The 25370-nt window shown below is 52.2% G+C and carries 18 protein-coding genes, 1 tRNA gene and 1 rRNA gene; 7 read left to right on the top strand and 13 right to left on the bottom strand.

Features of this window, described 5'->3' with window-relative positions; translation table 11 throughout:
* Window positions 1-162: 162 nt before the first annotated feature.
* Window positions 163-966, top strand: coding sequence for a polyphosphate kinase 2 (gene ppk2 / locus EIZ48_RS18135; protein WP_160654355.1), 804 nt, complete (start codon window positions 163-165; stop codon window positions 964-966).
* 21 nt (window positions 967-987) lie between these two features.
* Here the strand turns inward: ppk2 and phoU are convergent, their stop codons facing one another.
* The 4 genes from phoU to EIZ48_RS18115 all read right to left on the bottom strand — a co-directional run bounded on the left by phoU (window position 988) and on the right by EIZ48_RS18115 (window position 6448).
* A complete protein-coding gene (phoU, locus tag EIZ48_RS18130; RefSeq protein WP_075763621.1) occupies window positions 988-1698 on the bottom strand; it encodes a phosphate signaling complex protein PhoU in 711 nt (236 codons plus the stop codon).
* An 11-nt stretch (window positions 1699-1709) separates the two neighbouring features.
* Window positions 1710-2528, bottom strand: coding sequence for a phosphate ABC transporter ATP-binding protein PstB (gene pstB, locus EIZ48_RS18125; protein ID WP_075763620.1), 819 nt, complete (start codon window positions 2526-2528; stop codon window positions 1710-1712).
* Between the two features lie 19 nt (window positions 2529-2547).
* Window positions 2548-4161: a phosphate ABC transporter permease PstA gene (pstA, locus tag EIZ48_RS18120; protein WP_160654352.1), complete on the bottom strand. Its 1614-nt coding sequence runs from the start codon at window positions 4159-4161 to the stop codon at window positions 2548-2550.
* A 61-nt stretch (window positions 4162-4222) separates the two neighbouring features.
* On the bottom strand, window positions 4223-6448 hold the full coding sequence (locus EIZ48_RS18115; RefSeq protein WP_160654349.1) for an ABC transporter permease subunit: 2226 nt from the start codon (window positions 6446-6448) through the stop codon (window positions 4223-4225).
* Window positions 6449-6710: 262 nt separating this feature from the next.
* On the opposite strand from EIZ48_RS18115, the gene EIZ48_RS18110 reads away from it, so the two are divergent.
* Genes EIZ48_RS18110 through ppx form a run of 3 tightly spaced genes read left to right on the top strand, consistent with a single transcriptional unit; the run spans window position 6711 to window position 10863 of the window.
* On the top strand, window positions 6711-7214 hold the full coding sequence (locus EIZ48_RS18110; protein ID WP_160654346.1) for a glycine cleavage system transcriptional repressor: 504 nt from the start codon (window positions 6711-6713) through the stop codon (window positions 7212-7214).
* A gap of 60 nt (window positions 7215-7274) precedes the next feature.
* The gene (gene ppk1, locus EIZ48_RS18105; RefSeq protein ID WP_075763616.1) at window positions 7275-9371 is read left to right on the top strand and encodes a polyphosphate kinase 1; all 2097 of its coding nucleotides are present in this window, start codon (window positions 7275-7277) and stop codon (window positions 9369-9371) included.
* Window positions 9364-10863, top strand: a complete 1500-nt coding sequence (gene ppx / locus EIZ48_RS18100; RefSeq protein ID WP_160654343.1) for an exopolyphosphatase — start codon at window positions 9364-9366, stop codon at window positions 10861-10863. The genes ppk1 and ppx overlap by 8 nt, the downstream gene beginning before the upstream one ends.
* A 23-nt stretch (window positions 10864-10886) precedes the next feature.
* Here ppx and EIZ48_RS18095 read toward each other — a convergent pair whose 3' ends face one another.
* The 5 genes from EIZ48_RS18095 to EIZ48_RS18075 form a co-directional block, all read right to left on the bottom strand.
* A complete protein-coding gene (locus EIZ48_RS18095) occupies window positions 10887-11870 on the bottom strand; it encodes a PstS family phosphate ABC transporter substrate-binding protein (protein WP_160654340.1) in 984 nt (327 codons plus the stop codon).
* Window positions 11871-11968: 98 nt separating this feature from the next.
* Window positions 11969-13273 carry a phosphate regulon sensor histidine kinase PhoR gene (phoR, locus tag EIZ48_RS18090; protein WP_160654338.1) on the bottom strand — a complete coding sequence of 435 codons (1305 nt, stop codon included), beginning with the start codon at window positions 13271-13273 and terminating at the stop codon, window positions 11969-11971.
* A 78-nt stretch (window positions 13274-13351) separates the two neighbouring features.
* The gene (gene phoB / locus EIZ48_RS18085; protein ID WP_075763612.1) at window positions 13352-14041 is read right to left on the bottom strand and encodes a phosphate regulon transcriptional regulator PhoB; all 690 of its coding nucleotides are present in this window, start codon (window positions 14039-14041) and stop codon (window positions 13352-13354) included.
* Between the two features lie 176 nt (window positions 14042-14217).
* On the bottom strand, window positions 14218-18033 hold the full coding sequence (locus EIZ48_RS18080) for an AAA family ATPase (RefSeq protein WP_160654336.1): 3816 nt from the start codon (window positions 18031-18033) through the stop codon (window positions 14218-14220).
* Window positions 18034-18054: 21 nt separating this feature from the next.
* Window positions 18055-19299 (bottom strand): exonuclease SbcCD subunit D C-terminal domain-containing protein, encoded by a 1245-nt coding sequence (locus EIZ48_RS18075; protein WP_160654333.1) that lies wholly within the window; start codon window positions 19297-19299, stop codon window positions 18055-18057.
* A 154-nt stretch (window positions 19300-19453) separates the two neighbouring features.
* Between EIZ48_RS18075 and rdgC the strand changes: the two genes are divergently transcribed.
* The 3 genes from rdgC (at window position 19454) to EIZ48_RS18060 (ending at window position 22241) form a co-directional block, all read left to right on the top strand.
* Window positions 19454-20365, top strand: coding sequence for a recombination-associated protein RdgC (rdgC, locus tag EIZ48_RS18070; protein ID WP_192928627.1), 912 nt, complete (start codon window positions 19454-19456; stop codon window positions 20363-20365).
* A gap of 221 nt (window positions 20366-20586) precedes the next feature.
* Window positions 20587-21981, top strand: coding sequence for a prephenate-dependent tRNA uridine(34) hydroxylase TrhP (gene trhP / locus EIZ48_RS18065; RefSeq protein ID WP_160654327.1), 1395 nt, complete (start codon window positions 20587-20589; stop codon window positions 21979-21981).
* A gap of 5 nt (window positions 21982-21986) precedes the next feature.
* The gene (locus EIZ48_RS18060; protein WP_075763607.1) at window positions 21987-22241 is read left to right on the top strand and encodes a YfhL family 4Fe-4S dicluster ferredoxin; all 255 of its coding nucleotides are present in this window, start codon (window positions 21987-21989) and stop codon (window positions 22239-22241) included.
* 78 nt (window positions 22242-22319) lie between these two features.
* Here the strand turns inward: EIZ48_RS18060 and mepA are convergent, their stop codons facing one another.
* From mepA to rrf, 4 genes are all read right to left on the bottom strand, one after another.
* Complete coding sequence (mepA, locus tag EIZ48_RS18055; RefSeq protein WP_160654325.1) at window positions 22320-23153, bottom strand: penicillin-insensitive murein endopeptidase; 834 nt, start codon at window positions 23151-23153, stop codon at window positions 22320-22322.
* A gap of 134 nt (window positions 23154-23287) precedes the next feature.
* A complete protein-coding gene (locus EIZ48_RS18050; RefSeq protein WP_160654549.1) occupies window positions 23288-24268 on the bottom strand; it encodes a sugar-binding transcriptional regulator in 981 nt (326 codons plus the stop codon).
* An 865-nt stretch (window positions 24269-25133) separates the two neighbouring features.
* Window positions 25134-25210: transfer RNA gene (locus tag EIZ48_RS18045), tRNA-Asp, on the bottom strand.
* A gap of 14 nt (window positions 25211-25224) precedes the next feature.
* A 5S ribosomal RNA gene (gene rrf / locus EIZ48_RS18040) occupies window positions 25225-25340 on the bottom strand.
* Window positions 25341-25370 lie beyond the last annotated feature (30 nt).

Raw genomic sequence — 25370 nt, 5'->3', positions numbered from 1 at the left:
CGAGAGCTAACGTATCAATCCTAATATTCTTCCTTTGGTCACATTTCTATAAACAAGACCCAGGCAAGCTAGCAACCGGAAACAAGTTCACTCGTCATCTTTTGAATTCAGCATTATTCTTAAGAAGTAAAACAATACAGTCACCAGCAAACGGAGTGCAGAATGACCTCTGACAGAACCGTAAAAAAGCTCAAGAAGAAAGACTATGAAAATGAACTAAAACGCCTACAGGTTGAACTCGTTAAACTGCAAGAATGGATAAAGCACAGCGGGTTAAAGGTAGTGGTTCTTTTTGAGGGCCGAGATGCAGCTGGGAAAGGCGGCGTGATCAAACGGATCACCGAAAAGCTCAACCCACGGGTTTGTCGCATTGTTGCCTTACCAGCCCCAACCGAGAAAGAGAAAACCCAGTGGTACTTTCAGCGTTATGTTGCTCACCTGCCTTCGGCCGGTGAAATGGTCCTGTTCGACCGCAGCTGGTATAACCGTGCCGGGGTCGAAAAAGTAATGGGCTTTTGCACCGACAATGAATACGAAGAATTTCTCCGTTCATGCCCGGAGTTTGAGCGTATGCTGCAGCGTTCGGGGATCATTTTACTGAAATACTGGTTCTCGGTATCAGACGAAGAACAAGAGGCCCGCTTCCTTGAGCGTATACATACGCCAATAAAACGCTGGAAGTTCAGCCCGATGGATCTTGAATCCCGCAACCGCTGGGCAGAGTATTCAGCCGCCAAAGACCGTATGTTTGCCTATACCGATACCAAACAGTGTCCATGGTGGGTTGTTGATGCCGATGACAAGAAGAAAGCGCGCATCAACTGTATTTCCCATTTGCTGTCCCACATCCCCTTTGAAGAGATCCACTACCCTCACATCGATCTCCCCGAGGTCAACAAAGAAGGGTATGTCAGGGCACCGGCAGACAGTCAGACCTTTGTCCCGAATCTGTTTAGTAAAGACTAAGCCAGGCAGCACTAGGCAACGTTATTTCAGGATGCTCTCGATCTCTTCCTGGCTGGTATGACGGATATCCTTGCCTTTGACGAAATAAATGATGTATTCGCAGATATTCTGGCATCGATCACCGACCCGTTCGATGGAACGGGCTGACCACATCACCTGCAGTACATTCGGGATTGAACGCGGATCTTCCATCATATATGTCATTAACTGACGAATAATGGCTTCGTATTCGCGGTCAATCCGGTCATCCTCCTGATAGACCTCAATGGCCGCCTTAACATCCATTCGGGCGAAGGCATCCAGCACCTCGTGCAGCATCCTGACGGCATGCTGCCCCAGCGCTTCCAGCGAGACCAGCAAGTTATATTGCTTATTGGTGAAGTTCTCCAATGCCACCTTGGCGATGCTTTCTGCGACATCACCGATCCGCTCCAGATCGGTAATGGTCTTGATGATCGCAATCACCAGGCGCAGATCACTGGCTGTCGGCTGACGCTTGGCAATGATCCGGGTGCAGGCTTCATCAATCGCCACTTCCATCGCGTTGACCTTGTGATCATCTTTGATCACCCGCTTGGCCAGCTCGGCATCCTGCTTGTGCATCGCCTTGAGTGCATCGGCCAGTTGCTGCTCGACCAAGCCACCCATTGCCAGCACATGGGTACGGATACTTTCCAGCTCCGCGTTAAACTGGCCGGAAATATGACGGCCAAGACTTAAATTATCCAACATGATTTGGTTCCTTAACCGTATCGACCAGTGATGTAGTCTTCTGTTCGTTTCTCTTTGGGCGTGGTGAAAATATCATTGGTATTGGCATATTCCACCAGCTCGCCCATATGCATAAATGCCGTGTTATCTGACACCCGCGCGGCCTGCTGCATGTTATGGGTAACAATTATCACCGTGTACTTGGTCTTGAGCTCGTTGATCAGCTCTTCGATGGTCAAAGTCGAGATCGGATCCAGTGCCGAGGTCGGTTCATCCAGCAGCAAGACTTCCGGCTCAATCGCTATCGCACGAGCAATAACCAGACGCTGTTGCTGGCCACCCGAGAGCCCAAAGGCATTCTCATGCAGGCGGTCTTTGACCTCATCCCACAATGCCGCACCACGCAGCGAGTTTTCGACAGCATCATCAAGCACACGACGCTCTTTTATCCCCTGAAGGCGCAAGCCATAAATCACATTTTCATAGATGGATTTAGGAAACGGATTCGGCCGCTGGAACACCATGCCGACCCGACGACGCAAAGAGGCCACATCCACCTTGCTGTCATAGATGTTCTGGCCGTGGAGCATGATTTTGCCTTCGACGGTGCAGCCCTCGACCAGCTCGTTCATCCGGTTGATACAACGCAACAAGGTCGACTTGCCGCAACCGGACGGACCGATAAACGAAGTAACCTGCCCCTTGGCTATCCGCATATTGATATTATACAGAGCCTGTTGCTTGCCATAATGCAGATCGAGCCCCTCAATCGACATGGCCGTTTTCTCTTCGGGTAACTTGGTTAAATCTTGAGGCTGAAACAACCCCATGGTCGAGTTAATTGAAAACATGTAAGTTACTGTATCCCCGTTATTGTTCCAAAGAGCGGTATTTTTCCCGTAAGTGATTTCGAATACCAATCGCCGTCAGGTTTAGCCCTACAATCACCGTCACCAGTAAAAACGAGGTGGCATACACCAAGGGCCGGGCAGCTTCGACATTGGGACTTTGAAAGCCGACATCATAGATATGATAGCCAAGGTGCATAAACTTACGATCCAGATGCAAATAGGGAAAAAGGTTATCAACCGGTAACGTCGGTGCCATTTTGACTACCCCGACCAACATCAAAGGGGCCACTTCACCCGCGGCTCTGGCGACCGCCAGAATAAGTCCTGTCATTATAGCCGGGCTTGCCATCGGCAACACGATTCGCCATAGGGTTTCAGCCTGGGTTGCGCCCAGCGCCAGCGAACCGTGACGTACCGAACTCGGGATCCTGGCCAGACCTTCCTCGGTCGATACAATCACAACAGGCAACGTCAGAATAGCCAGCGTTAGGGCCGACCATAAAATACCCGGTGTACCGAAAGTGGGAGCCGGCAGTTGATCAGAGAAAAAGATTTCATCAATCGTTCCGCCGACCATATAAACAAAGAAACCCAGACCAAATACGCCGTAGACAATAGACGGCACACCAGCCAGGTTGATAACGGCAACTCTGATTAGCTTGGTAAACTGGTTTTTCCCTGCGTACTCATGCAAATAGATGGCAGCCATTACCCCTAGCGGGGTGACGATAACACTCATCAGCAGCACCATAAACACAGTGCCGAAAATCGCCGGAAACACCCCGCCCTCGGTATTGGCCTCTCGGGGATCCTCACTGACAAATTTGCCAATCTGACGCCCCCAGTGGGCCACTTTTTCTATTGTCGTTAAATTGTTCGGGTACCAGATATCGAGCACCTGCTCGAGGGGCAGTTTCACCATAGTACCGGCCATATCGCGCACCAGCAGCGCATCTTGTTCCAGCAGCTTGCGCAGTGCCAGCATACGCTGCTCTATACCGGCATAGCGCTGTTCCAGCAAAAGCCGCTGAGCCGTAATAGCCGGCAGCTTACCCTGTCGACGCTCTTGCTGACGCAGCTGATCAAGCTGGTGGTTAATGGCCGCAACATCCGTTTTCAGCAGCGAGTCAATTTCACCACGAACCCGATCGGCATCCAACAGCCCTAGCTCCAACTCTGCAAGCGACTTGCTCTGGCCATCATCGATAAAACTAACCGGATAGCCATAAAACTTGCCGTTTTTGATCCGGTCGATGACGGCAATATCATCGGCCAGCGTCTTGCTGGTGATCTGCGTCTCTAGCAGGGTAATAAAATCGAGTTCAACCCTTTCACGGTTCCCGGTTTTGATCAGGTAGCGAAAGACCCGCTCCCCTTCGATAGCCGACACATCCACACCGGCTTCTGCCAGCTGGCGTACCGAAACTGATTTGGTCTCATAGATTTCGCCGATAATGGCCTGCCGGTTGCCATTGATGTCAACATCGAACTGGTACACAGGTGCCGGCCAGAAGTAGCTCAGCCCCTTCCAGCCTATCAATAGCAACAATCCCAGCACGGCAACCAGACTCAGGCTAACTGCGCCAGCCGTCAGCCATATCCATGGAGAGCCCGATTTAAACCAATTACCCATCACTTTGCATTTTCATTTTATCTATCGGTTAGTTTTATCTGTCAGTTAGTGTGCGCTTACATTACAGCGAGCTGTACTTTTCTCTTAGCCGCTGACGAACCAGTTCTGCAATCGTATTGAAAATAAAGGTAAACACAAACAGCACAAAGGCAGCCAGGAACAATACCCGGTAGTGCGAACTGCCTACCTCGGTCTCCGGCATCTCAATCGCAATGGTTGCCGACAACGTCCGCAAACCTTCCAGTATGTTCCAGTCCATGATCGGCGTATTGCCCGTTGCCATCAGGACAATCATGGTTTCACCGACCGCACGACCAAGGCCCATCATAATGGCAGAGAAAATCCCCGGACTGGCCGTTAGCAACACAACACGGGTCAATGTCTGCCAATGTGTCGCGCCCAGCGCCAAGGAACCACTGGTTAAATGCCCCGGTACCGAAAAAATCGCATCTTCGGCAATCGTAAATATTGTCGGGATCACCGCAAAGCCCATCGCGATCCCCACGACAAGCGTATTGCGCTGGTCATAACCTATACCCCACTCGTTAGTCAGGTACATACGCATATCACCATCAAACAGCCATTGCTCGACATACGGGCTGACTTCCAGGCAGGCATAAACCAGCAGCACAATCACCGGCATCAGCAATATGATATGCAGTCCGTTTGGCAAGCGGTGACGCCACGGCCCCGGAAGCAAGGACCAGCCGATCCCGACCAGCATCATCATCAAAGGAAAAGCCACAATAATCATTGCAATGCCGGGCAGGTACTCTTCAACGATAGGGGCCAGCCAAATGCCGGCCAGAAAGCCCAGAATCACCGTCGGCAATGCCTCCATAATCTCGACCGTGGGCTTGATCACCCGGCGCATTTTGGAAGACATGAAATAAGCGGTATAGATTGCCCCGGCCAAAGCCACCGGAATCGCGAAAAACATCGCATAGACGGCAGCTTTAAGAGTACCGAATACGACAGGTACCAAACTGAGTTTCGGCTCAAACTCATCACTGGCGGATGTCGATTGCCAGACGTATTCAGGCTCGGGATAGCCTTCATACCAAATTTTCTGCCACAGGGATGAAAAACCGATTTCAGGGTGGCGGTTATCCACCTTGTAGAGCTGCCAGCTGTCACCGTTCACGGTCAGCAAACGGTCTGCCCGAGGAGAGATAGCAACCCAGTCGGGTACCTCAGCCAGCAACGGCTCGTTGTAGATATGCCCTTTGATTGTCGTGTAGTAAGCCGAGAGTTCGCCGTTTTGGTGTACCGCAAAAAAACCTTTACGGGCATACTCGGGAACAAGCTGCACCACCGGGCTCTCTGGCAGTGCAAAATGCCGCGCCTTCACCAGTGTTCGCTTGCCCTCGCGAAGCACTTCGAACCACTGCGATACTGCATTGTCACTGGTTGTGATCAACAAGGAATTCGCGCCCGACAGTAACGTCAACTGCTGCGACTCTCCCTGAGCCGAACTCACATCGACAACATCGCGGATCGCCGAGTTGTCCCCGTCCAGCGCCACCACATACAAATTATTACCGCTCAGCGCATACAGCGTGCGGGCATCCGGTGTTACGGCCAGCGCACTGATGGTGTCAGGCAGCCCCTCAATCCCGAACGATACCACCTGCCAATCCGATACCTGACCGGGCAGCGCATCCTGGTGGCTGAAAGTCATCACCCTGACCCGGTGATCAGCCGTTACTCCAGCCACGACGGCCTGCTCGGCGCGCACCGATACCGCCAGTTGGCTAACTGCGTGACCATCAGGGTCCAGTTGCAGCGGACTCGCTCCCAGCGGATAGGCAATATCCGGTGTCGTCTGCTTCAAATCTCCTGTAAACGAGATCCTGAAAGTGGGTTTAAATACCACCACTTCGCCAGAGCGGCCGCCATAGGCAAACACTTCTTCACTCGGCAGGGTACGGGCAAAACTGACAGGACTTGCCATAAGCTGATGCTCACCCATAAGCTCACCGACATTCTTCGGAGCGAGGTTTATGAAGCTCAAATTGCCCTGCTGGGACATCCTATAGGCGATGTTGTTCTGCTCGTTGAGATAAATAGCGGCAGGGTTGTCTGAAAAATCTATGGAGAATGCCTGCTTTGGTGTGACGTTGACCGAGGCAAAGATCGGCATGATCACATACAGCAGGTAGAAGAAAATCAGGACTAGCGTAATAAGAACAGAAATACCACCAGCGGTTACCCCATAGCGTGCGAGCTTGTCTTTAACTCGGCGGCCAGGGCTGTCCCCACTCAAAAATGCGCTGGCGTCTGCCATTATTACCTCATAGGATTTATACGTTTATCAATAATATTTCTTTTAGATGACAATTATATGACAGCCAGTACGAGTGAGGCCAACACTCCTTTCGTTTCCTTGGGCTAATCTATTAGAGTGACATAAAATTGCAATAAAAGGTCATTAGTCTTAATGATTTATGACTATTAACCGATTTCATTGGCCGTTCTCCCGTAGCTTCTGGACAGATATTGCACATGCTCACATAATGAACAAGCCTACTGCGAATAAGGAAGTCGTTATGAAGCATCTCGTTATTACTGTAATTGGTAAAGACCGACCAGGCCTGGTTGAAACCCTCTCAGACACGGTATACCAAAACCACGGTAACTGGCTGGCCAGCAGTCTCAGTAAACTTGCCGGGCAGTTTGCCGGTATCTTGCAGATTGAAGTCGCCGACCAATATATCCCGGTATTGAGCCAAAGCCTGTCGAAACTGGATGGGTTGCAAATCCATATTGTCGAAGATGACAGTAAGGCTATTCCGATCACAACGCTGCACAACCTCACCGTCACCGGTAACGATCGTCTCGGCATCGTCAAAGAAGTCACCGCCAAGCTCAACCAGCTTGGGATCAATATCAACAAGCTCAAAACCGATACCCAAAGCGCACCTAACTGGGGTTACCCAATTTTCTCGGCAAATTTTCAGCTTGAGCTACCGGCTGAGCTTGCCCTGGAGACCGTTCAGGACGAGCTGGAACAACTGTCCGATGATCTCAATATCGATGTCGACGACAACTGACTCGATAACAACTAACAAGAGGCATAACTTTTAGCCCACAGCTTATCTAATAGGAATACAATGAGTACGGAATCTCTCTATATAGAAAAAGAATTAAGCTGGCTATCATTTAACGAACGTGTACTTCAAGAGGCGGCAGACAAATCCGTGCCGCTGATTGAACGCGTCCGTTTTCTTGGAATCTTTTCCAGTAATACCGATGAATTTTATTCAGTCCGCTTTGCCGATGTAAAACGCCAAATCCTGATCAGCCAGGAACAAGGCGGCGATGACAGTGCCAAACAGCTACTCAGCAAAATCCAGAGCCGTGTCCTGAAGCTCAACCAGGATTTCGACAGCCTCTATAACGAGATTTTGCTGGAAATGGCACGGCGCCATATTTTTCTGGTCAATGAACAACAACTCGACGAGCATCAGCAGAACTGGCTTCGCAAATACTTCCGCAATGCGATTCTGCCCCATATCACGCCCATCCTTCTCACACCGGATATCGATCTGCTTGAATTTCTCAAAGACGAATATTCTTACCTGACCGTCGAAATGCAGCAGGGAGAGAAAAAGGGCCATGCCCTGATCGAGATTCCGACTGATCAGCTACCGCGCTTTATCCAGCTGCCCGAGGCAAAAGGTAAGAGGCGCAAAACCCTTATCCTGCTGGATAACATTATTCGTTTTTGTCTCGACGATATCTTCAGCGGCTTCTTCGAATACGACAGCCTGGCCGCCTACTCGATGAAGATGACCCGGGACGCCGAATACGATCTCAGCCTGGAAGTGGAACACAGCTTGCTGGAACAGATGTCTGAAGGCCTGAACCAGCGCCTCACAGCCATGCCGGTTCGCTTCGTCTACCAGCGCGATATGCCTGGCGATATGATTGATGTCCTCTGCGGGCTGCTGAAAGTCTCCAGCTATGACAGCATCATCCCCGGCGGGCGTTACCATAACTTCAAGGACTTTATCGGCTTTCCCAATGTCGGTCGCAACTATCTGGAAAACAAGCCCCTGCCGCCGATCCAAAGCTACCATTTCTCCTCTGCCCGCAATGCCTTTGACGCCATCAAGGCACAGGACATTCTGCTGTACTATCCGTACCATACCTTCAACCACATGACCGAGCTGGTTCGCCAGGCAGCCTACGACCCCAAAGTCCGTGGTATTAAAATCAATATCTACCGGGTGGCCAAAAACTCCCGCATCATTGAGTCGATGATAGATGCCGCCAATAACGGCAAACGGATAACCGTCGTAGTCGAGCTGCAGGCCCGTTTTGACGAAGAAGCCAATATCATCTGGGCCCGCCGCCTGACCGAAGCCGGGGTCCACGTCGTCTTTGGTGTCCCGGGGCTGAAAATTCACTCCAAACTGTGCCTGATCACCCGGCGTGAAGGTGACAAGCTCGTCCGCTATGCCCATATCGGCACCGGTAACTTCCATGAAAATACAGCACGGCTCTATACCGACTTCTCGCTGATGACCTGTGACGACGAAATTACCAATGAGGTACGGCAGGTCTTCGGGTATATCGAAAACCCTTATCGCCCGGTTAAATTCCATCATTTAATCGTCTCGCCGCGTAACTCCCGCTCACGACTGTATGATCTGATAGACCGGGAGATTGCCCATGCCAAGCAAAACTTGCCATCGGGTATTACACTTAAGGTGAACAATCTGGTCGATAAAGGCTTGATTAACATGCTTTATCAGGCCAGTAGTGCCGGTGTGACCATTAAACTGATCATTCGCGGGATGTGTTCCCTGATCCCCGGCATCAAGGGGATCAGTGAAAATATTACGGCCATCAGTATTGTCGACCGTTTCCTCGAACACCCGCGTGTAGTGGTATTTGAGAACAACGGCGATCCGGACGTGATGATTTCATCGGCCGACTGGATGACCCGTAACATCGATAATCGAATAGAAGTCGGCTGTCCGATCCGGGATCCGGCACTGAAAATGAGAATCATCGATATCCTGAATATCCAGCTAACCGATACGGTCAAGGCACGGGTTATCGATAAAGAAATGAGCAACCAATATGTGCCCCGGGGTAACCGTCGCAAGATCCGTTCACAAATTGCGATCTATGATTACCTGAAGCACTCCGAAAAACAGCTCAGAAAAAAAGCTGAGAAAGCGATGGTTAATAATGATTGATAATCCACGTCCACGCGAGATAGCGGCTATCGATATTGGCTCTAACAGCTTCCACATGGTTGTTGCCCGAGTGATCGGGCAAAGCCTGCAAATTATCAGCCGCCATAAGCAGCGGGTTCAGCTAGCCTCCGGACTCGACGAACACCACAACCTCAACCAGGCCGCGATCCAACGCGGCCTCAACTGCCTGGCCATGTTTGCCGAGCGCCTGCAGGGTTTCGAGCCGGAAAATGTCCGTATTGCTGCCACCTATACCTTGCGCCAGGCCCAAAACGTCCATGTGTTCCTCAAGCGCGCCGAAAGCCTCATCCCCTATCCTATCGAGATCATCCCGGGCACCGAGGAGGCCCGCCTGATTTATCTCGGCGTCGCCCATACTCAGCCGGAAAAAGGCCGCAAGCTGGTGATAGATATCGGCGGCGGTAGTACCGAACTGGTGATCGGCGAAGATTTCGATACCCACCTGCTCTATAGCAAACATATGGGATGTGTCAGCTACAACCAGCACTACTTTGCCAAAGGGAAAATCAGTGCCAAGAACATGGCAACAGCGAAGCTGGCTGCCCAGCAGAAAATGGAAAGCATTGCCAACCAGTACCGCAACAAAGGCTGGCAGTACGCCGTCGGTTCATCCGGCACCATCAAGGCGATCCGGGAAGTCCTGATCGGTCAGGGCTACAATGACGGCATTATCACCGGCAAGCGTCTCGGCCAGCTGACAGACAAAATACTCAGCGTCAAAAATGCCGACGAGCTAGATTTACCGGGGCTGAGCGATGATCGCAAACCGGTTTTTGCCGCCGGCGTTGCCATCCTTGATGCGGTTTTCAGTTCATTGAAAATAGACGAGATGCGTTTTTCCGATGGTGCGCTTCGTGAAGGGCTGCTGTATGAGATGGAAGACCGGTTTCGCCACAGCGATATCCGTACCCGTACCGCCGATGCGATGGCAACCCAATATAACGTCGATATGGCTCAGGCCAAGCGGGTCAAGGATACTGCCGAATATCTCTATAACCAGATCGAGCCACAGCCCGGGCTGACCAAATCCGAGCTGTTGACACTGCTGGGCTGGGGCGCCTTGCTCCATGAGGCCGGGCTTAGCATCAGTTATCCGGGGTTCCACCGCCATTCCGCCTACCTGCTGCGCTTTAGTACCATGCCGGGATTTAACCTCGAACAACAGACGGTGCTGGCGACCCTGGTTCGCTTTCAGCGCAAATCACTCAAACTGGAAGAGATGCCGGAACTCAGTATCTACAAACGTAAGCACCTCTATCCGCTGATCCGTACCTTGCGGCTTGCTGTGGCACTTAACGGCCAGCGTAACGAGGAGCCGCTACCGGATATTAAGGTCGAAGCCAATAAAGAAAGCTGGCAGCTTACGCTACCAGAAGACTGGGAAGCCAGTAACAAGCTACTGGCGGCCGATTTACGGCAGGAACAGGAGTATTGGGCCAAAGCCGGCTGGCAGCTGGCCATTAGCTCTTAAGTTCTGGAACGCTTCAGCTTGGGTTAGTCTGGCTGAGCGCTGTCGTTCAACCCAAGCTGCGCCAAATCAGCCGAAACGATGGCAGCAGAAAGCGGGACATAGCCGTCTTTTTCAACCATATCCTGGCCAAAGCGCGAAAGGATGAACTTAATGAACTCGGCCTCCAATTGCGGCATGGGCTTGTTCGGGTGCTTGTTGACATAAATGTACAGGTAACGCGCCAGCGGATAGCTGCCGTTAAGCGAGTTTTCAATCGAGGCTTCAACGTAGTCACCGCCCTCTTCCCTGGCAACAGGAATAGCCCGGATCCCTGTGGTTTTATACCCGATGCCCGAATAGCCAATAGAGTTCAGGGAACTCGATACCGACTGCACGACCGATGCCGAGCCCGGCTGTTCGTTAACATTATTGCGAAAGTCCCCCTGACACAGGGCACGCTGTTTAAAATAACCATAGGTGCCCGATACCGAGTTACGGCCAAATAGCTGAATATCACGATGAGCCCAGCTTCCTGTCAGGCCCAGCAGTCCCCAGCGGGTGATCGGCTCGGTCCCACCGCAGCGCAGTGTCCGCGAATAGATAGCATCAAGCTGGTTGAAGCTGATCCCCGCCAGCGGGTTATCTTCATGAACAAAAACCGCCAGCGCATCAATCGCCACCCTGACAGCCATCGGCTGATAGCCATACTCATGCTCAAACGCCTCGATTTCCTTGGCCTTCATCATCCGGCTCATCGGCCCGAGCTGGGCGGTCGCCTCGGTCAAGGCCGTCGGGGCCGTTGACGAGCCTGCCGCCTGTACCTGCACATTCACATTCGGATACAGCCGCTTGAACTCTTCTGACCAGTAGGTCATCAGGTTGGCAAACGTATCAGAGCCAACCGATGACAAAGTGCCGGAAACACCGCGGACCTTATGGTACTCGGCCAGTTCGTCATCGGCCGCAGCAGCTGCCAGGCTACCGAACAGAGCCAGCAGATATCCAAGTTTACGGTACAGGCTTGTCATAAGTTCAGGTATTCCCTTTCAAGATAGTGACAACGGTAGAAACAGTAACGACAAAAGCGGCCCGAGGGCCGCTATCTTCAATATTTTTGCTCGCAAAGCTAGGCCGCTTCTGCCACCAGCCTCTGCGGAAGCGTAAAGGAGAAGGTACTGCCTTCACCGACAACACTTTCAATTTCCAGCTGCGAGTCATGATGGCTCAGGGCATGTTTGACAATCGCCAGCCCCAGACCGCTACCGCCCGTCTCTCGCGAGCGGGCCTTGTCCACCCGGTAAAAACGCTCAGTCAGACGGTGAATATGCTGCGGCTCAATGCCTTCACCGCTATCTGTCACTTCCAGGCGAGGCCCGGTTGCAGATAAGTACCAGCGCACCGACACTTTGGCATTCTTTGGCGTGTGTTTCACTGCATTATAAACGAGGTTGGAAATCGCGCTGCGCAACTGGTCTTCATCGCCCAAGACCTTCAATGAGCTATCAATATCAAAGCTAAACAGATGCTCGTCACCACCGCTCAGGGAGATGGCTTCTTTTTCAAGAATATCAAGCATAGACGGTACATCAATGGTCTCTTCCAACTCAATATTCGGTGCCGCCTCGATCTTGGACAAGGTCAACAGCTGTTCAACAAGCGAGTTCATCCGAAGCAGCTGCTCCGTCATCACGCCGTGCGCCTTGTCCCACATCGGCCCAACCAGCATTTCCGGATCTTTCGACATTTCGAGGTAACCCTGCAGCACCGTCATCGGTGTTCGCAGCTCATGAGAGACATTGGCAAAGAAGTTGCGGCGCATGCCCTCAAGCTGCTTGACCTGCGAAACATCCCGCACCACCATCAGGTACTCACCCTCGGTGTAATGCATGATCCTCAGCTCCAGCGTGCGGTCATAATTAAGCGGCGAGGTGATTTCCAGCGGGGTATCAAAAGACTGTTTCGCCAGATAGCGTACAAAGTCCGGGCTTCGCAGCAAGTTACTGATAGGCTGTCCGGCATCGTCCGGCCAGCGGAACCCCAACAGGTGCTGGGCCAGCTTGTTACACCAGACGATATTGCCTTCACTGCGAAAGACCACAACCGCATCAGGAAGCGATTCGGCACCGTTACGGAAACGGCGGATCAGCGTAGCCAGCTCTTTACGGCGGCGACGGTTGCGTTGCTGCAAGCGGTAAATACCGTTGAACAAGGGCTCCCAGCTGCCCGAGCCGGAAGGGGGGGTCAGGCTGCGCTCTTTCCACAGCCAGTCGGACATTTTCAGCTGATTATGAAAATGCCAGATCAACTGGATCCAGGTCGCCACCAGCAAAAACCAGGGCATGTATCCAAAAACCAGACCCAATCCTATCCAGGGCAAGTAGAAAAAGGCCAGTTCCCAGACCAGCTTTTTCCACGACAGCCGTTCAACCATCTACCACTCCATCTCAGCGGAAGCTTTCGCTCGCTCCCGTGTATGTTCCAAGCTCAGTACTTATTCGTTAACCACGGCTTACAGACGGGTGGAGAACCGGTATCCCGCGCCACGCACCGTTTGTACCATTTTATCGTGTCCGCCGGTTTCAAGGGCTTTTCGCAGACGACGAATATGAACATCGACCGTACGGTCTTCAACGTACACATTGGTTCCCCACACATTGTTCAGCAACTGCTCGCGGCTGTAGACACGCTCCTGGTGGGTCATAAAGAAATGCAGCATCTTGAACTCGGTCGGCCCCATATCCAGCGGCTCTTCATTAGACGTCACGCGGTGAGAAACCGGATCCAGCTTCAGGCCATGTACATCAATCACATCATCCAGCGAAGTGGGTGAGACGCGGCGCATAACGGCCTTCAGGCGAGCCATCAGCTCTTTGGGCGAAAACGGCTTGGTGATGTAATCATCGGCGCCGACTTCAAGGCCGCGCACCTTGTCTTCTTCTTCACCGCGGGCCGTTAGCATGACCACCGGGATCTGGCGGGTCATTTCATCACGCTTGAGGTGTTTGATCAGGTTGATCCCCGAGCCTCCAGGCAACATCCAGTCCAGCAGCACTAACTCCGGATAAGGTTCACAGATTTTTTCCAGCGCCGTATCATAGTCCTCGGCCTCGATGGCCTCATATCCCTTTTGTTCGAGAACGAAACACAACATCTCGCGGATTGGTGCTTCGTCTTCTACTACAAGAATCCGTCTTACCATAGTGATCTATACCTAGTCGTTGTTGTCTGTCGAGCGTCATTATGTGTTCTTATTATGACACTTTTGTGACCCGACACGATAAAAGCGTCACCCTATGTTTAACATTTATGAATGCAACGACTCTCTTATCGTGTCATATCGACACTTTCTATATCAGTGCCTTATCAAACTTCCGATTAACCCCTGATAGCAATCTTGCTTCTGCCGCCACCCTGTGCCTCAACGGCAACCTGCACCCCGATGCGTTCAACCAGGGTGCCGACATGAGAGATCACCCCGATTTGACGGCCATCCGCCTGAAGGGCATCAAGGCAGGCCAGCGCCATTTCGAGACTGTCCGGATCCAGTGTACCGAAGCCCTCATCAATAAACAGCGATCCCAGTTGGCGGGTATCAGCTGCCAGCGATGCCAGTGCCAGCGCGAGGGCCAGAGATACCAGGAAGCTTTCACCGCCCGATAACGATTCTACGCTCCGGATCTCATCCCCCATATCATGGTCGATCACCTGCAGCGCCAGCGGGCTGCCCGGTACAGGCTGCAGCGCATAACGCGGGGCGAGATCCTGCAAGTGCTCGTTTGCCAGGATCACCAACTGCTGCAGGGTCAGCCCTTGGGCCAGGGTACGGAATTTATTGCCGGTGGCCGAACCGATCAGCTCGCTCATCTGTAGCCAGAGTTCCGTCTGTTTTTGCTGGGCAGCCAGTTTCTCGGTGAGCTCACCGGCTTGCCTCAAGGCATGCTCGGCTGCCGTTAACCGCTGGCGAAGCTGGAATACTTGCTCATCCAATGCCGTTTTATCCTGCTGCCATTGCTGGCGAACTTCGCTAATTGCCATCACCTCAGTATCTGCATCAACCACCTCGGACTCATCACCAGGTGTTACCGGCAGGCCGATGTGATGCGAGCTCAACCACTGACGTGCAATGCCTGCCAACTCGCTATGCTGCTCGACTGATCGCTGACGCTCACTAACAACACTCTGAGCCTGGGTGTTGGCATCATCAATGGCTTTTAGCTCGCTACGTTCTGTTGCCAGCCACGCCTCATCCTTGCTGAGCAATTGCATCAGCTCATGCTCATTCAGTCCCAGCTTTTCCTGCCAGCCGACCCAGTCGTACACCACCTTGCGGTGCGCTGCCGACGTTTCCTGCTCTTGCTGCTGCAAGCCTTTCAGCGCTGCATCCGCGGCGGCAACGGCCTCGCCCGCCTGACGCTGAGCTTGTTCGGCAGCCGTCAGTTGCTGCTGCGCCTGTGAAAGCATTGTCTGAGCCTGTTGCTCCAGCTGTTGCGTTTCCTGCTCGCCAATTAATTCAACCCGCTGCTGCCAGGTGTGCTGCAGTTGGCGTTGGAGCTGCTCGCCTTTTTGCTGCCATTCTTGCAGTTGCTTTTGGCTGGCAGCCAGGCTGGTTTCCAGCTCGGCCAGTTGCGGAGCCAGTGCTACTCGCTCTTGCTCGACCTCCTGCAAGGCTTTCTGGTTTGCCAAATATTGCTCTACCTGCTGCTTGAGCTGCTGGATATATTGTTCTGCGCCCTGCTGGTGAAGCATGTCGCGCCACTGCTCACCACCGTGCTGCTCGTTCAGTGCGGCTGCACGAGATGACAGGATCGCCTGCTGAGTCTGTTGCTGAGTATCAATCGACTGCAAGCGCTCCTTCCATTTCGTCGCTGCCTGCTCAAGTTGATGCTGGTGCTCTTTGATTTCATTTTGTGCCTGTTGCAGTTGTTGCTGCTGATGCTGCAACTGACGCCCCTGCTGTAACTGATGCTGGGCCTGTTCAATCGACTGCTGCAACTGGCGAATGTCGCGATAGGCCTGCTCGGCCTCCTGCTGCCACTGACGTAACTGTTCATTGAGCTGAGAGGCCGATGGCGTCGTCGCCATCTGCTGCTCTATCTCCAGTTGCTTGAACACGGTCAGTAATTGCTCCACCAGCTGATCGCTGTAGGCACGAAAACGTGCCTGTTCGTGTTCAATCACCGTCAGGCGCTGCTGACACTGCGGCAACTGCTGTTGCAGATGACGGCGTTCCCCTTCGCCTGACTGCAACTGTTGCTGCAACTCACGCAGGCGCTGTTGCTGACTGTGCAGCAAGCCTTCTACCACCGGGTGTTGGTCGACATACGGGTGATCCAACGAACCACAAAGCGGGCACGGAGAATCCGGCGCTAGCTGACTGCGGTATTCTGTCAGGTTCACTACCGCCATGCTTTGTTGCAGCTGCTGCTCGGCTTCTTGATAGCGGGTCTGCAACTCGCCCATTTCCGGCAGGATTTCAGTCAGGCGCTGCTCGATTTTCTGGCTGATCTCACTCAGCTCTTTGTGCTCGGCATTAAGCTTGTCCAGCTGCTCCAATAGCCCTGACCACTCTTTGGTGCCCGCCATGGCCTGGCGCAGCGTATCCAGCTCAACCTGCTTTTCGCCATAACGTTTCTGGTTATCGTTGACAGCCTGTTCAACCGCGGCCACATCCATTGCCGTGAGCTGCTGGTTGATATAACCCAGTTGCTCGTTAACTTCCGCCTGTTGCTGATTCAATACCGCGACATTTCGGTCATGGTTTTGCTGCTCAAAGTGGATCTGTTGCTGCTCGCGGGATAAACGCGTCAGGGTATGGTGGGCAGACAGGTACTGATCCAAGTTATCCAGCACCGGCTGATATTGCTCGGCCACCCCCGCCAGTTCACGGTGTTGTTCCAGCATCAACATTAACTGGTGCTGGCGACGTGCCAGCTGCTGCTGTTGCTGCTGCTTTTCAACCAGGGCCTGATGCTGTTGCTGACTTTCCTGCTGAATCGCCTGAAAATCACGCTCGAGGGCTTCAAGCTGACGCTGGCTGGCCGCTACCTGCTCATCCAGGACCACCGCCTGCTTCAGCTTAGGTGCCAATGCTTCCCAATGCTGTTGCTGCTGTTGATGGGCCAGCCTGGCTTTATCCACTTCACCATCGGCATTCAGCAATTGCTGGCTGTCATGGCTGAGCGAAGCCCTCGCTTTCTCCATCGCACTGGTCAGCTTGTTTAGCTGCAGCTGTGTCTGCTGCAGCAAAGTAAAGTCGCCCCGTGCCGGCTGCGCCTTGGCAATTTGCTCCAGTTGCTGATGACGCGGTGCCGCCTCATCCATTGCAAGCTGCGCGGCTTGCTGTGCCTGCTTTGCCTCGGCGAACTGATTATCGAGCTGCGCTTCTAAGTCCAGTGTTTGCTGGTGCCGGGTCAGCGCCGCCAATGCATCTTCTTTAGCGGTCAATGCTTCGCGGGCCTGCTCCAGTTGCTGATTCAGCTCTGCCTGCTGGGCTTCATCCAGGATCTCGATATCCCCCAGTTGGGCCTGCAGTTGTTCAAGGCGCTGCTTTTCCTCGCGGGCACGCTCATAGGCTGCCACCGACAGGCGGCCATAAATCTCGCCTCCCGTCATTCGCTCAAGCAAAGCGGCACGCTCATCGGCACCGGCTTTAAGGAACGCGGCAAACTCCCCCTGTGGCAGCATCACGGCACGGCGAAACTGCTCAAAGGTCAAGCCGACCAGATGTTCAATTTCCGCTTGCAGCTCTTGCTTCTTGCCGGCAAAGCGCTGGCCGGTTTCAAGGTTTTCCAGCCACTGTTCCGATGCCTGGATCCGTCCCTCGGCACGGCCCCGGGCACGGCGAACATGCCAATGGGCACGCCAGTGGCTACCGTCATTGGCGACGAAATCAACCTCGGCAAAGCCTTCCGCCTTGCCGCGGGACAAAATACTGCGAACATCATTGGCCTTAATACGGCTGGCATCGTCATCACGGCCAATCTCGGCATCATTTTTCTTGTTCGATTGCAACCGGGGAATGCGGTCAAAGAGAGCCAGGCATATGGCATCCAGCAAGGTGGACTTGCCGGCTCCCGTCTTGCCGGTGATGGCGAATAGCCCGGCGTCACCGAGACGCCCATGGGCAAAATCTATCTCGAATTTATGTTGTAAGCTGGCAAGGTTCTCGCCGCGTAGCGCTAGAATTTTCATCGTTATTATTATCCCACAACTCTATTCAGTTACCGTCTCGCTGTCTTCCAGCTGGCCAAGCAGGCTCTCGAAAGCTGCAACCATCGCTTCATCCGGCTCACCGTCATACTTTTTCCCCCAGCTCAAGGCAAACACCTGCTGCGGCGAAACATCTGACAGGCGGCGGTGGCGCAGATCATCCTGTCGCTCCTGCTGCTGGTAGTGCGGAGTGATTTTAGCCAGCCTAACCGCTTTTCCATCCAAAGCGGCGAGCACTTTTTCGCGCAACAATGCCCGGGGCTTATCAAGACGGACATGTACCTCGAGAAACGGCTGCTGCTCGCGAGGGAGATCATCGACCTCCAGAGCCTCAAGCTCTTCCAGCACCTGTTCCAGCGGCGCCGGAGAACGCGGTACCTTGAGCATGTCTACAGCACGTGGGATCGTGATCGGCTCAATCCCGGCCACTTGATCACCATCTAGTTCTACGACCACGACCTGATGCTTATAGTCCCGCTCAGACATCGACAAAGGCAATGGCGAGCCGCTATAGCGAACATGCTCTTTCTTCGCGACCCGCTGCGCCAGGTGTAAATGTCCCAGCGCAACATAGCTAATATCGTCGGAAAAAATGGAGGCCGGCAGCGCATGCTGGTTTCCGCCGAGCACACGACGTTCCGACATCTCGGACAACTTACCGGAGGCCATAAAGGCATGCCCCATGCCAATCAGCGCCTGCTGGCTATTTTTCAGCTCCCGGGCAGCCTGCGTCATCTCGGCGTACAGGGTTTCAACCCCCTTGATCAACCGATCATCCTCTTCACCCAGATCGTCTGTTCGCAGGTCTGCACTGCGCAGGAACGGTACCGCCAATACCCAGGCAGTCTGCTCACCCGATCTATTGGTAAGTGGTACCAACATCCGCTGGTGATCCAACTGACCGTCTTCACCACGGTGAATCCCACCCACCATGTGCAAGTCAAACGCTTTCAGCAGCTCATGCGGCGCATCAAGCTTGCTCGGCGAGTCATGGTTACCACCTATCATTACGACATTAAGCTGGGGCATAGTTTTTGCCAGTCGGGCCATAAAGCGATAGAGCATTCGCCAGGCACTTGCCGGCGGATTGGCGGTATCAAAAATATCGCCCGCAACCAACAGCGCATCTATTTGCTGTTGCTCTAGCGTTTCAGCCAGCCAGTCCAGAAAAGCCTGGTGTTCGTAGTCACGGCTATAGCCATGCAGCTGATGGCCAAGGTGCCAGTCGGAGGTGTGAAGGATCTTCATTATTGGTGTATATGCCAGTCAGGAAAACTGAATTGATTGTATCGCAATTTTCACCTTGCCCCACCCAATCGCTGATAGAAAAATTGCGACAAAGACAGTGCAATGCAATAAGATTGTCAGCCAAATGCACAACCGAGGATTTGTAACTACCATGATGTGGTTTAAAAACATACTGACCTACCGTTTTACCCGAGAGATCGACCTCAACCCTGATCAGATTGAAAAACAACTGGAAGAGTTCCGCTTTACCCCTTGTGGTAGCCAAGATGTCCAAAAGTTTGGTTGGGTACACGCGCTGGGTAAGCATGGTGATATGTTTACACACGTAGTAGGCGACAACATCCTTGTCTGCGTACGTAAAGAAGAAAAAATGCTGCCTGCATCGGTCATCAAGGAATCCCTTAATGCCAAGGTTGAAATGCAGGAACAAGAGCAGGGTCGCAAGCTGAAGAAAAGCGAAAAAGACACCATCAAAGATGAAATCGTGATGGACTTACTGCCACGCGCATTCAGCCGTCACTCGCAAACCTATGCGTTGATCATGCCGAAAGAAGGCTTCATCATCGTTGACGCGGGTAGCTACAAAAAAGCCGAAGATCTGCTGGCCCTACTACGTAAATCAATTGGTTCTCTGCCCGTTGTCCCTGTCACGCCAGAAAAGCCTGCTGAACTGACCATGACAGAATGGGTACGTTCAAACACCTCACCAGACGGTTTTACCATGGGTGAAGAAGCTGAACTTAAAGCCATTTTGGAAGACGGTGGCGTGATCCGCTGCAAACAGCAAGACCTAAGCTGTGATGAAATTCTGGCGCATATTGAAGCCGATAAGCTGGTCACTAAACTGGCCCTGAACTGGCAAGATCGTATCGACTTCGTCCTGGAAGCGGATCTTGGTATCAAGCGCCTGAAATTCTCTGATGAACTTAAAGATCAGAATGAAGATATTGACCGCGAAGAAGTCGCAGCACGTATCGATGCCGATTTATCATTGATGTGTGGTGAATTCTCGGCCTTCCTGCCGAATGTTTTCGATGTACTGGGCGGACTGGAAGCAAAAGATTAAAAAACGAGATGGTAAAGGCGAGTTCCGAGGGCCATTCTCTCGAAACTCGCCACTTCCTACTCGCTTCTCGATATTCATTCTCGCCTCTCGACACTTTAAACTTGCCTCATTAAGCCGTTTTCGTTGCCTTTGTGGTAGTGATCACAGTAAAATCCCGCCTCACATCCGTATCCCCTACTGATACGGCCTGATTTGGAATCAGACACTGGAATATAAGAGCTATGTTTAAACCTGAATTGTTATCGCCTGCCGGCAGCCTGAAAAACATGCGTTATGCATTCGCATACGGCGCAGATGCTGTCTACGCTGGCCAGCCTCGTTACAGCCTTCGTGTACGTAACAACGAGTTCAACCACGAAAACCTGAAAATCGGTATCGATGAAGCCCACGCACAAGGCAAAAAGCTTTACGTGGTCTGTAACATTCAGCCGCATAACTCTAAGCTTAAAACCTTCATTCGTGACCTGAAACCTATCGTCGACATGGGCCCTGATGCCCTGATCATGTCAGACCCAGGTCTTATCATGATGGTGCGCGAAAACTTCCCTGAAATGCCAATTCACCTGTCTGTGCAGGCCAATGCCGTTAACTGGGCAACCGTAAAATTCTGGTCAACCCAAGGTGTTGAGCGCGTTATTCTGTCTCGTGAGCTTTCTCTGGAAGAAATCGAAGAAATCCGTGAGCATTGCCCGGAAACTGAGCTTGAAATCTTTGTTCACGGCGCGCTATGCATGGCTTACTCTGGCCGTTGCCTGCTATCTGGTTACATCAACAAGCGTGACCCGAACCAGGGTACTTGTACTAACGCTTGCCGCTGGGAATACAAAACCGAAAAAGCGACCGAGAACGACGCGGGCCAGATCGTTGAAGTTCAAGATGCTACTGCGGTACAGGTTCAGGAAGTTGATGAGCGCCCTGACAATACGCTAGGTCTTGGCAAACCAACTGATGAAGTCGTATTACTGAGCGAAGCTCACCGCCCGGAAGAAAAAATGGCGGCTTTTGAAGACGAGCACGGCACTTACATCATGAACTCAAAAGATCTTCGCGCGGTTCAGCACGTTGAGCGTTTGACTAAGATGGGTGTTCACTCCCTGAAAATCGAAGGCCGTACCAAGTCGTTCTACTACTGCGCCCGTACCGCACAGGTGTACCGCAAAGCGATCGACGATGCCGTTGCAGGCAAAGAGTTTGACGAGAGCCTGTTGGGTACGCTGGAAAGCCTGGCGCACCGTGGTTACACCGAAGGCTTCCTACGTCGCCACACTCATGATACTTACCAAAACTATGACTACGGTTATTCTATCTCTGACTCCCAGCAGTTTGTTGGTGAGTTCACCGGTAAACGTCGCGGCGATCTGGCCGAAGTCGAAGTGAAGAACAAATTCGTTGTCGGTGACAGTCTTGAGGTCATGACACCGAAAGGCAACGTGATCTTCAATCTTGAGATGATGGAAAACCGCAAGTCTGAGTCGATTGATGATGCGAAAGGCAACGGTCACTTCGTCTTTATCCCGGTACCTCAGGATATGGATCTGGATTACGGTCTGCTAATGCGCAACCTCAATACCGGTGAGAATACCCGTAACCCTCACGCACCAAAAGACAGTAAGTAATCGTTATGGCACTACTTATTACCAGTAAGTGCATTAACTGCGACATGTGTGATCCCGAGTGCCCTAACGAGGCGATCACCATGGGCGCAGAGATCTACGAGATCGACCCGGATCGATGCACTGAATGTAAAGGGCACTACGACAAACCGACTTGCCAGTCAGTTTGCCCGATCACCAACTGCATTATTACCGATCCGGAGCATGTCGAGACCGATGACGAACTACTCGAAAAGTTTGTCACCCTCCAGGGACTCGCTTAACAGCTCGGGGAAACGATATAGAAAAAGCGCCATACGGCGCTTTTTTGTTTTTCAGAACCAACAATTATCTCAGAGCAGCTACTTTCGCAGCAGGGCAAGACATTGATCCGGTGGTTTTGGTGGCTGTTTTTTCTTCTTGGCTACCTTCTTCTTTTTTGCCTTGTCTGGCTCAGGCTTGGGTTTCCACGAAGCCAGCTCTGCACCGCAACCATCACCGGCAGGTGGCGCTTTTTGCGGCTTACAGTTCGTGTCACCATTCGGGCAGTGTAATCTGACATGAAAATGGTAGTAATGTCCCCACCAGGGGCGCACTTTTTGCAACCAGCCTCGATCAGTCCATTCGCGTTTGCAGAGTTGCTCCTTGATAACAGGGTGAACGAATATTCGCGCAACCCGTTCATCAACAGCAGCCAGCTGCACCAGCATAGCTTGCTCTTGCCCCCAGTTATCCTGATTAATTTTATAGTCCTTGATATGGACCATCGGCAGCGGCTGAACATCAATGAGCTGCTCTTCAGATAAAGGCCCGTCACTCAGCTTGAGCCAGATATCTGCATCCAGACCCGTTTGATGACTCGCGTGACCAGAGGAAAAACGCCCACCACGTGGCATCGCGATATCACCCACCAGTAACTGGCCGAGCTCAAGCTGCCGTGTTTTTTTCGAAAGATCATGAAGAAACTGAATCATGTCCTGATGGCCATAATAACGCCCGCGATGAGATCGCATGACCTGATAGCCATCTCCCTGCAACGGCAGGTTCTCACCACCTGCCAGGCAACCGTTATTATAGGTACCAATAGATTCCGACTTACCCGTACTAGGGGAGCTGATACTCTCCCAGGGGCTAGCCACAACAGACTGAAGTGGTATCAGCCACAGCAACAATAACCATACAACTCTCAACGCCATACCCTTAAATTAGAAGTGGTGGAAAAAGCTAGCCTCATGCCATTAGAAAAGCATAGCAACCAATTTTCAGCCACGCCTAAACAACAAAGGCTGCAATAATGCAGCCCTTGTCAAAACAACGGATTACCCTGAAATTACTTCATCTGCTGATCAAGGTTCAGAATTGTTAGTGCGTTACTTACACTGGTTGCCAGTACATCCACAACCCCGGAACGCAGTGCACCGAGCAAGGCCAGCGCCTTACTGTTTTCAGCGGCAGTAACGACGACCGTCGGAATATGGCGCAGCTCTTCCATACTCAAGCCAATCACCCGATCACTCATCATGGTATCGGCTTTCTGCCCCTGGCTATCAAAGAAGTCATAACCTGCAATATCACCGACAACCCCACGGCGAATACGGGCCTCAACAATCTCCTGTGGTGTAAACCAGCCCAGCTTAACCATATGGCTGTTCTCGTTCATATCCCCCACCCCGACCAAAGCAACATCCGCCCGGCGGGCACGGTCGAGTGTTTCCTTAACCGTACCGTTTTTCATGAAAGCTTCTTTTACCTTAATGTCTTCAACATACGCTGGCGCATACAAGGTTTCACTGATGCCATCATACTTCTTGGCTAGCTGGCGACAGATATGGTCGGCATTAATGGCATTTCCCGAGCGGTGAGTACCACCAATCCCACACACAAAACGACATTTGCGATGCGGTACAACCCCAACATGGTTAGCAATCGTGGCAATGTTTCTGCCCTGTCCCACCGTCACAACCATGTCATCAGTCAGGGTGGATGCCAAATAGCTAGAGACTAAACTCGCGACTTGCTGGCGCTGGGTTTCATCATCCGGCTGATCCAAAGCAATCAGAGCACGCTTAAGGTTGAATCTTTCTATCAGCTGCTGCTCAAGCTTTTCGCTAAAAACCGGGTGATACTTAACGGTGATCTCAACCACCCCTTCATCGCGAGCCCTTCGCAGTAAACGCCCGACCTTAGCACGAGACATCCCGAACTTTTTCGAGATCTCCTCCTGCGTCGCTCCGTCCTGATAGTAAGCAATGGCAATCTCCGTCAGCAGATCGCTATCAACATGTGTATTGTCATTGGTGGCTACTGTCATCACCTTTCCCTTCATGCTCTGCATGCTTTAACCATACCGGGATCTTACCCTGAAGCTTCTCTTGGTGCGAGCTGCAACCTGCGTTTTGCCGTACAACTTTAAGTAACTTGGCAAGCCAAAAGCTGATCATTTTTTATTATCGACTTCCCAGCCAAAACACAAGCGCTTAAGTTATTGATAAATATTACATAAAATCACGTACAGCTTTTTACCTATTATGTTCCATAAGCTCTATAACCTGTACAGCGTTATAGCAATATCGTCTTGAAGGCTTGCTAGCACTTTTTAACCATCAAACATGACATGCAAACCAAGTGCTATGGCAACAGGTATTGAAAGCATGGTAGGAAACTAGAATGATATCGCAGAGTATTCTTGAGTGTCAGGCGCCTAGGAGCCTTGCACACAAGCGGACTCATTCGACCGCAGGTTGAACAAAACCTTTAAACGTAAAAAAGCCCAAGTACTTCCGACTTGGGCTTAGTATAAGTGGCGGAACGGCCGGGCTTGCGCACAAGCGGGACTCATTCGACCGCAAGGCGAACATATTGGACAGATGGAAAAAAGCCCCGTCTTTCGACGAGGTTTCTTAATAAGTGGCGGAGCGGATGGGACTCAACGCGCACGGCCAGTGCCGCGACCTAGAGGCCGCAGGACTCTTGGGAGCGGTATATAACAAAAAAACCCTGCCGTTACCGACAGGGTTTCTTAATAAGTGGCGGAGCGGACGGGACTCGAACCCGCGAATGCCTTCGGCAGCGTGACAGGCCGCTGCTTTCAAGGTAAATAGGCTAACCAACTGAACTACCGCTCTTGTACTGCACATACAAAAAATCCCCAGCATTCCTGCTAGGGACTTAATGATTGGCGGAGTGGACGGGACTCGAACCCGCGACCCCCGGCGTGACAGGCCGGTATTCTAACCAACTGAACTACCACTCCGCACTAAATTGGAAGCCTGGCGATGTCCTACTCTCACATGGGGAGACCCCACACTACCATCGGCGCTATTACGTTTCACTACTGAGTTCGGCATGGGATCAGGTGGGTCCATAATGCTATGGTCGCCAAGCAAATTCGACGTGAAGGGATTCACTAATAT

It is taken from the genome of Photobacterium alginatilyticum, assembly GCF_009910675.1.
GTDB lineage: Bacteria > Pseudomonadota > Gammaproteobacteria > Enterobacterales > Vibrionaceae > Photobacterium > Photobacterium alginatilyticum.
The sequence above is the reverse complement of the archived record's forward strand: the minus strand, read 5'-3'. Positions and strand labels throughout refer to the sequence as shown.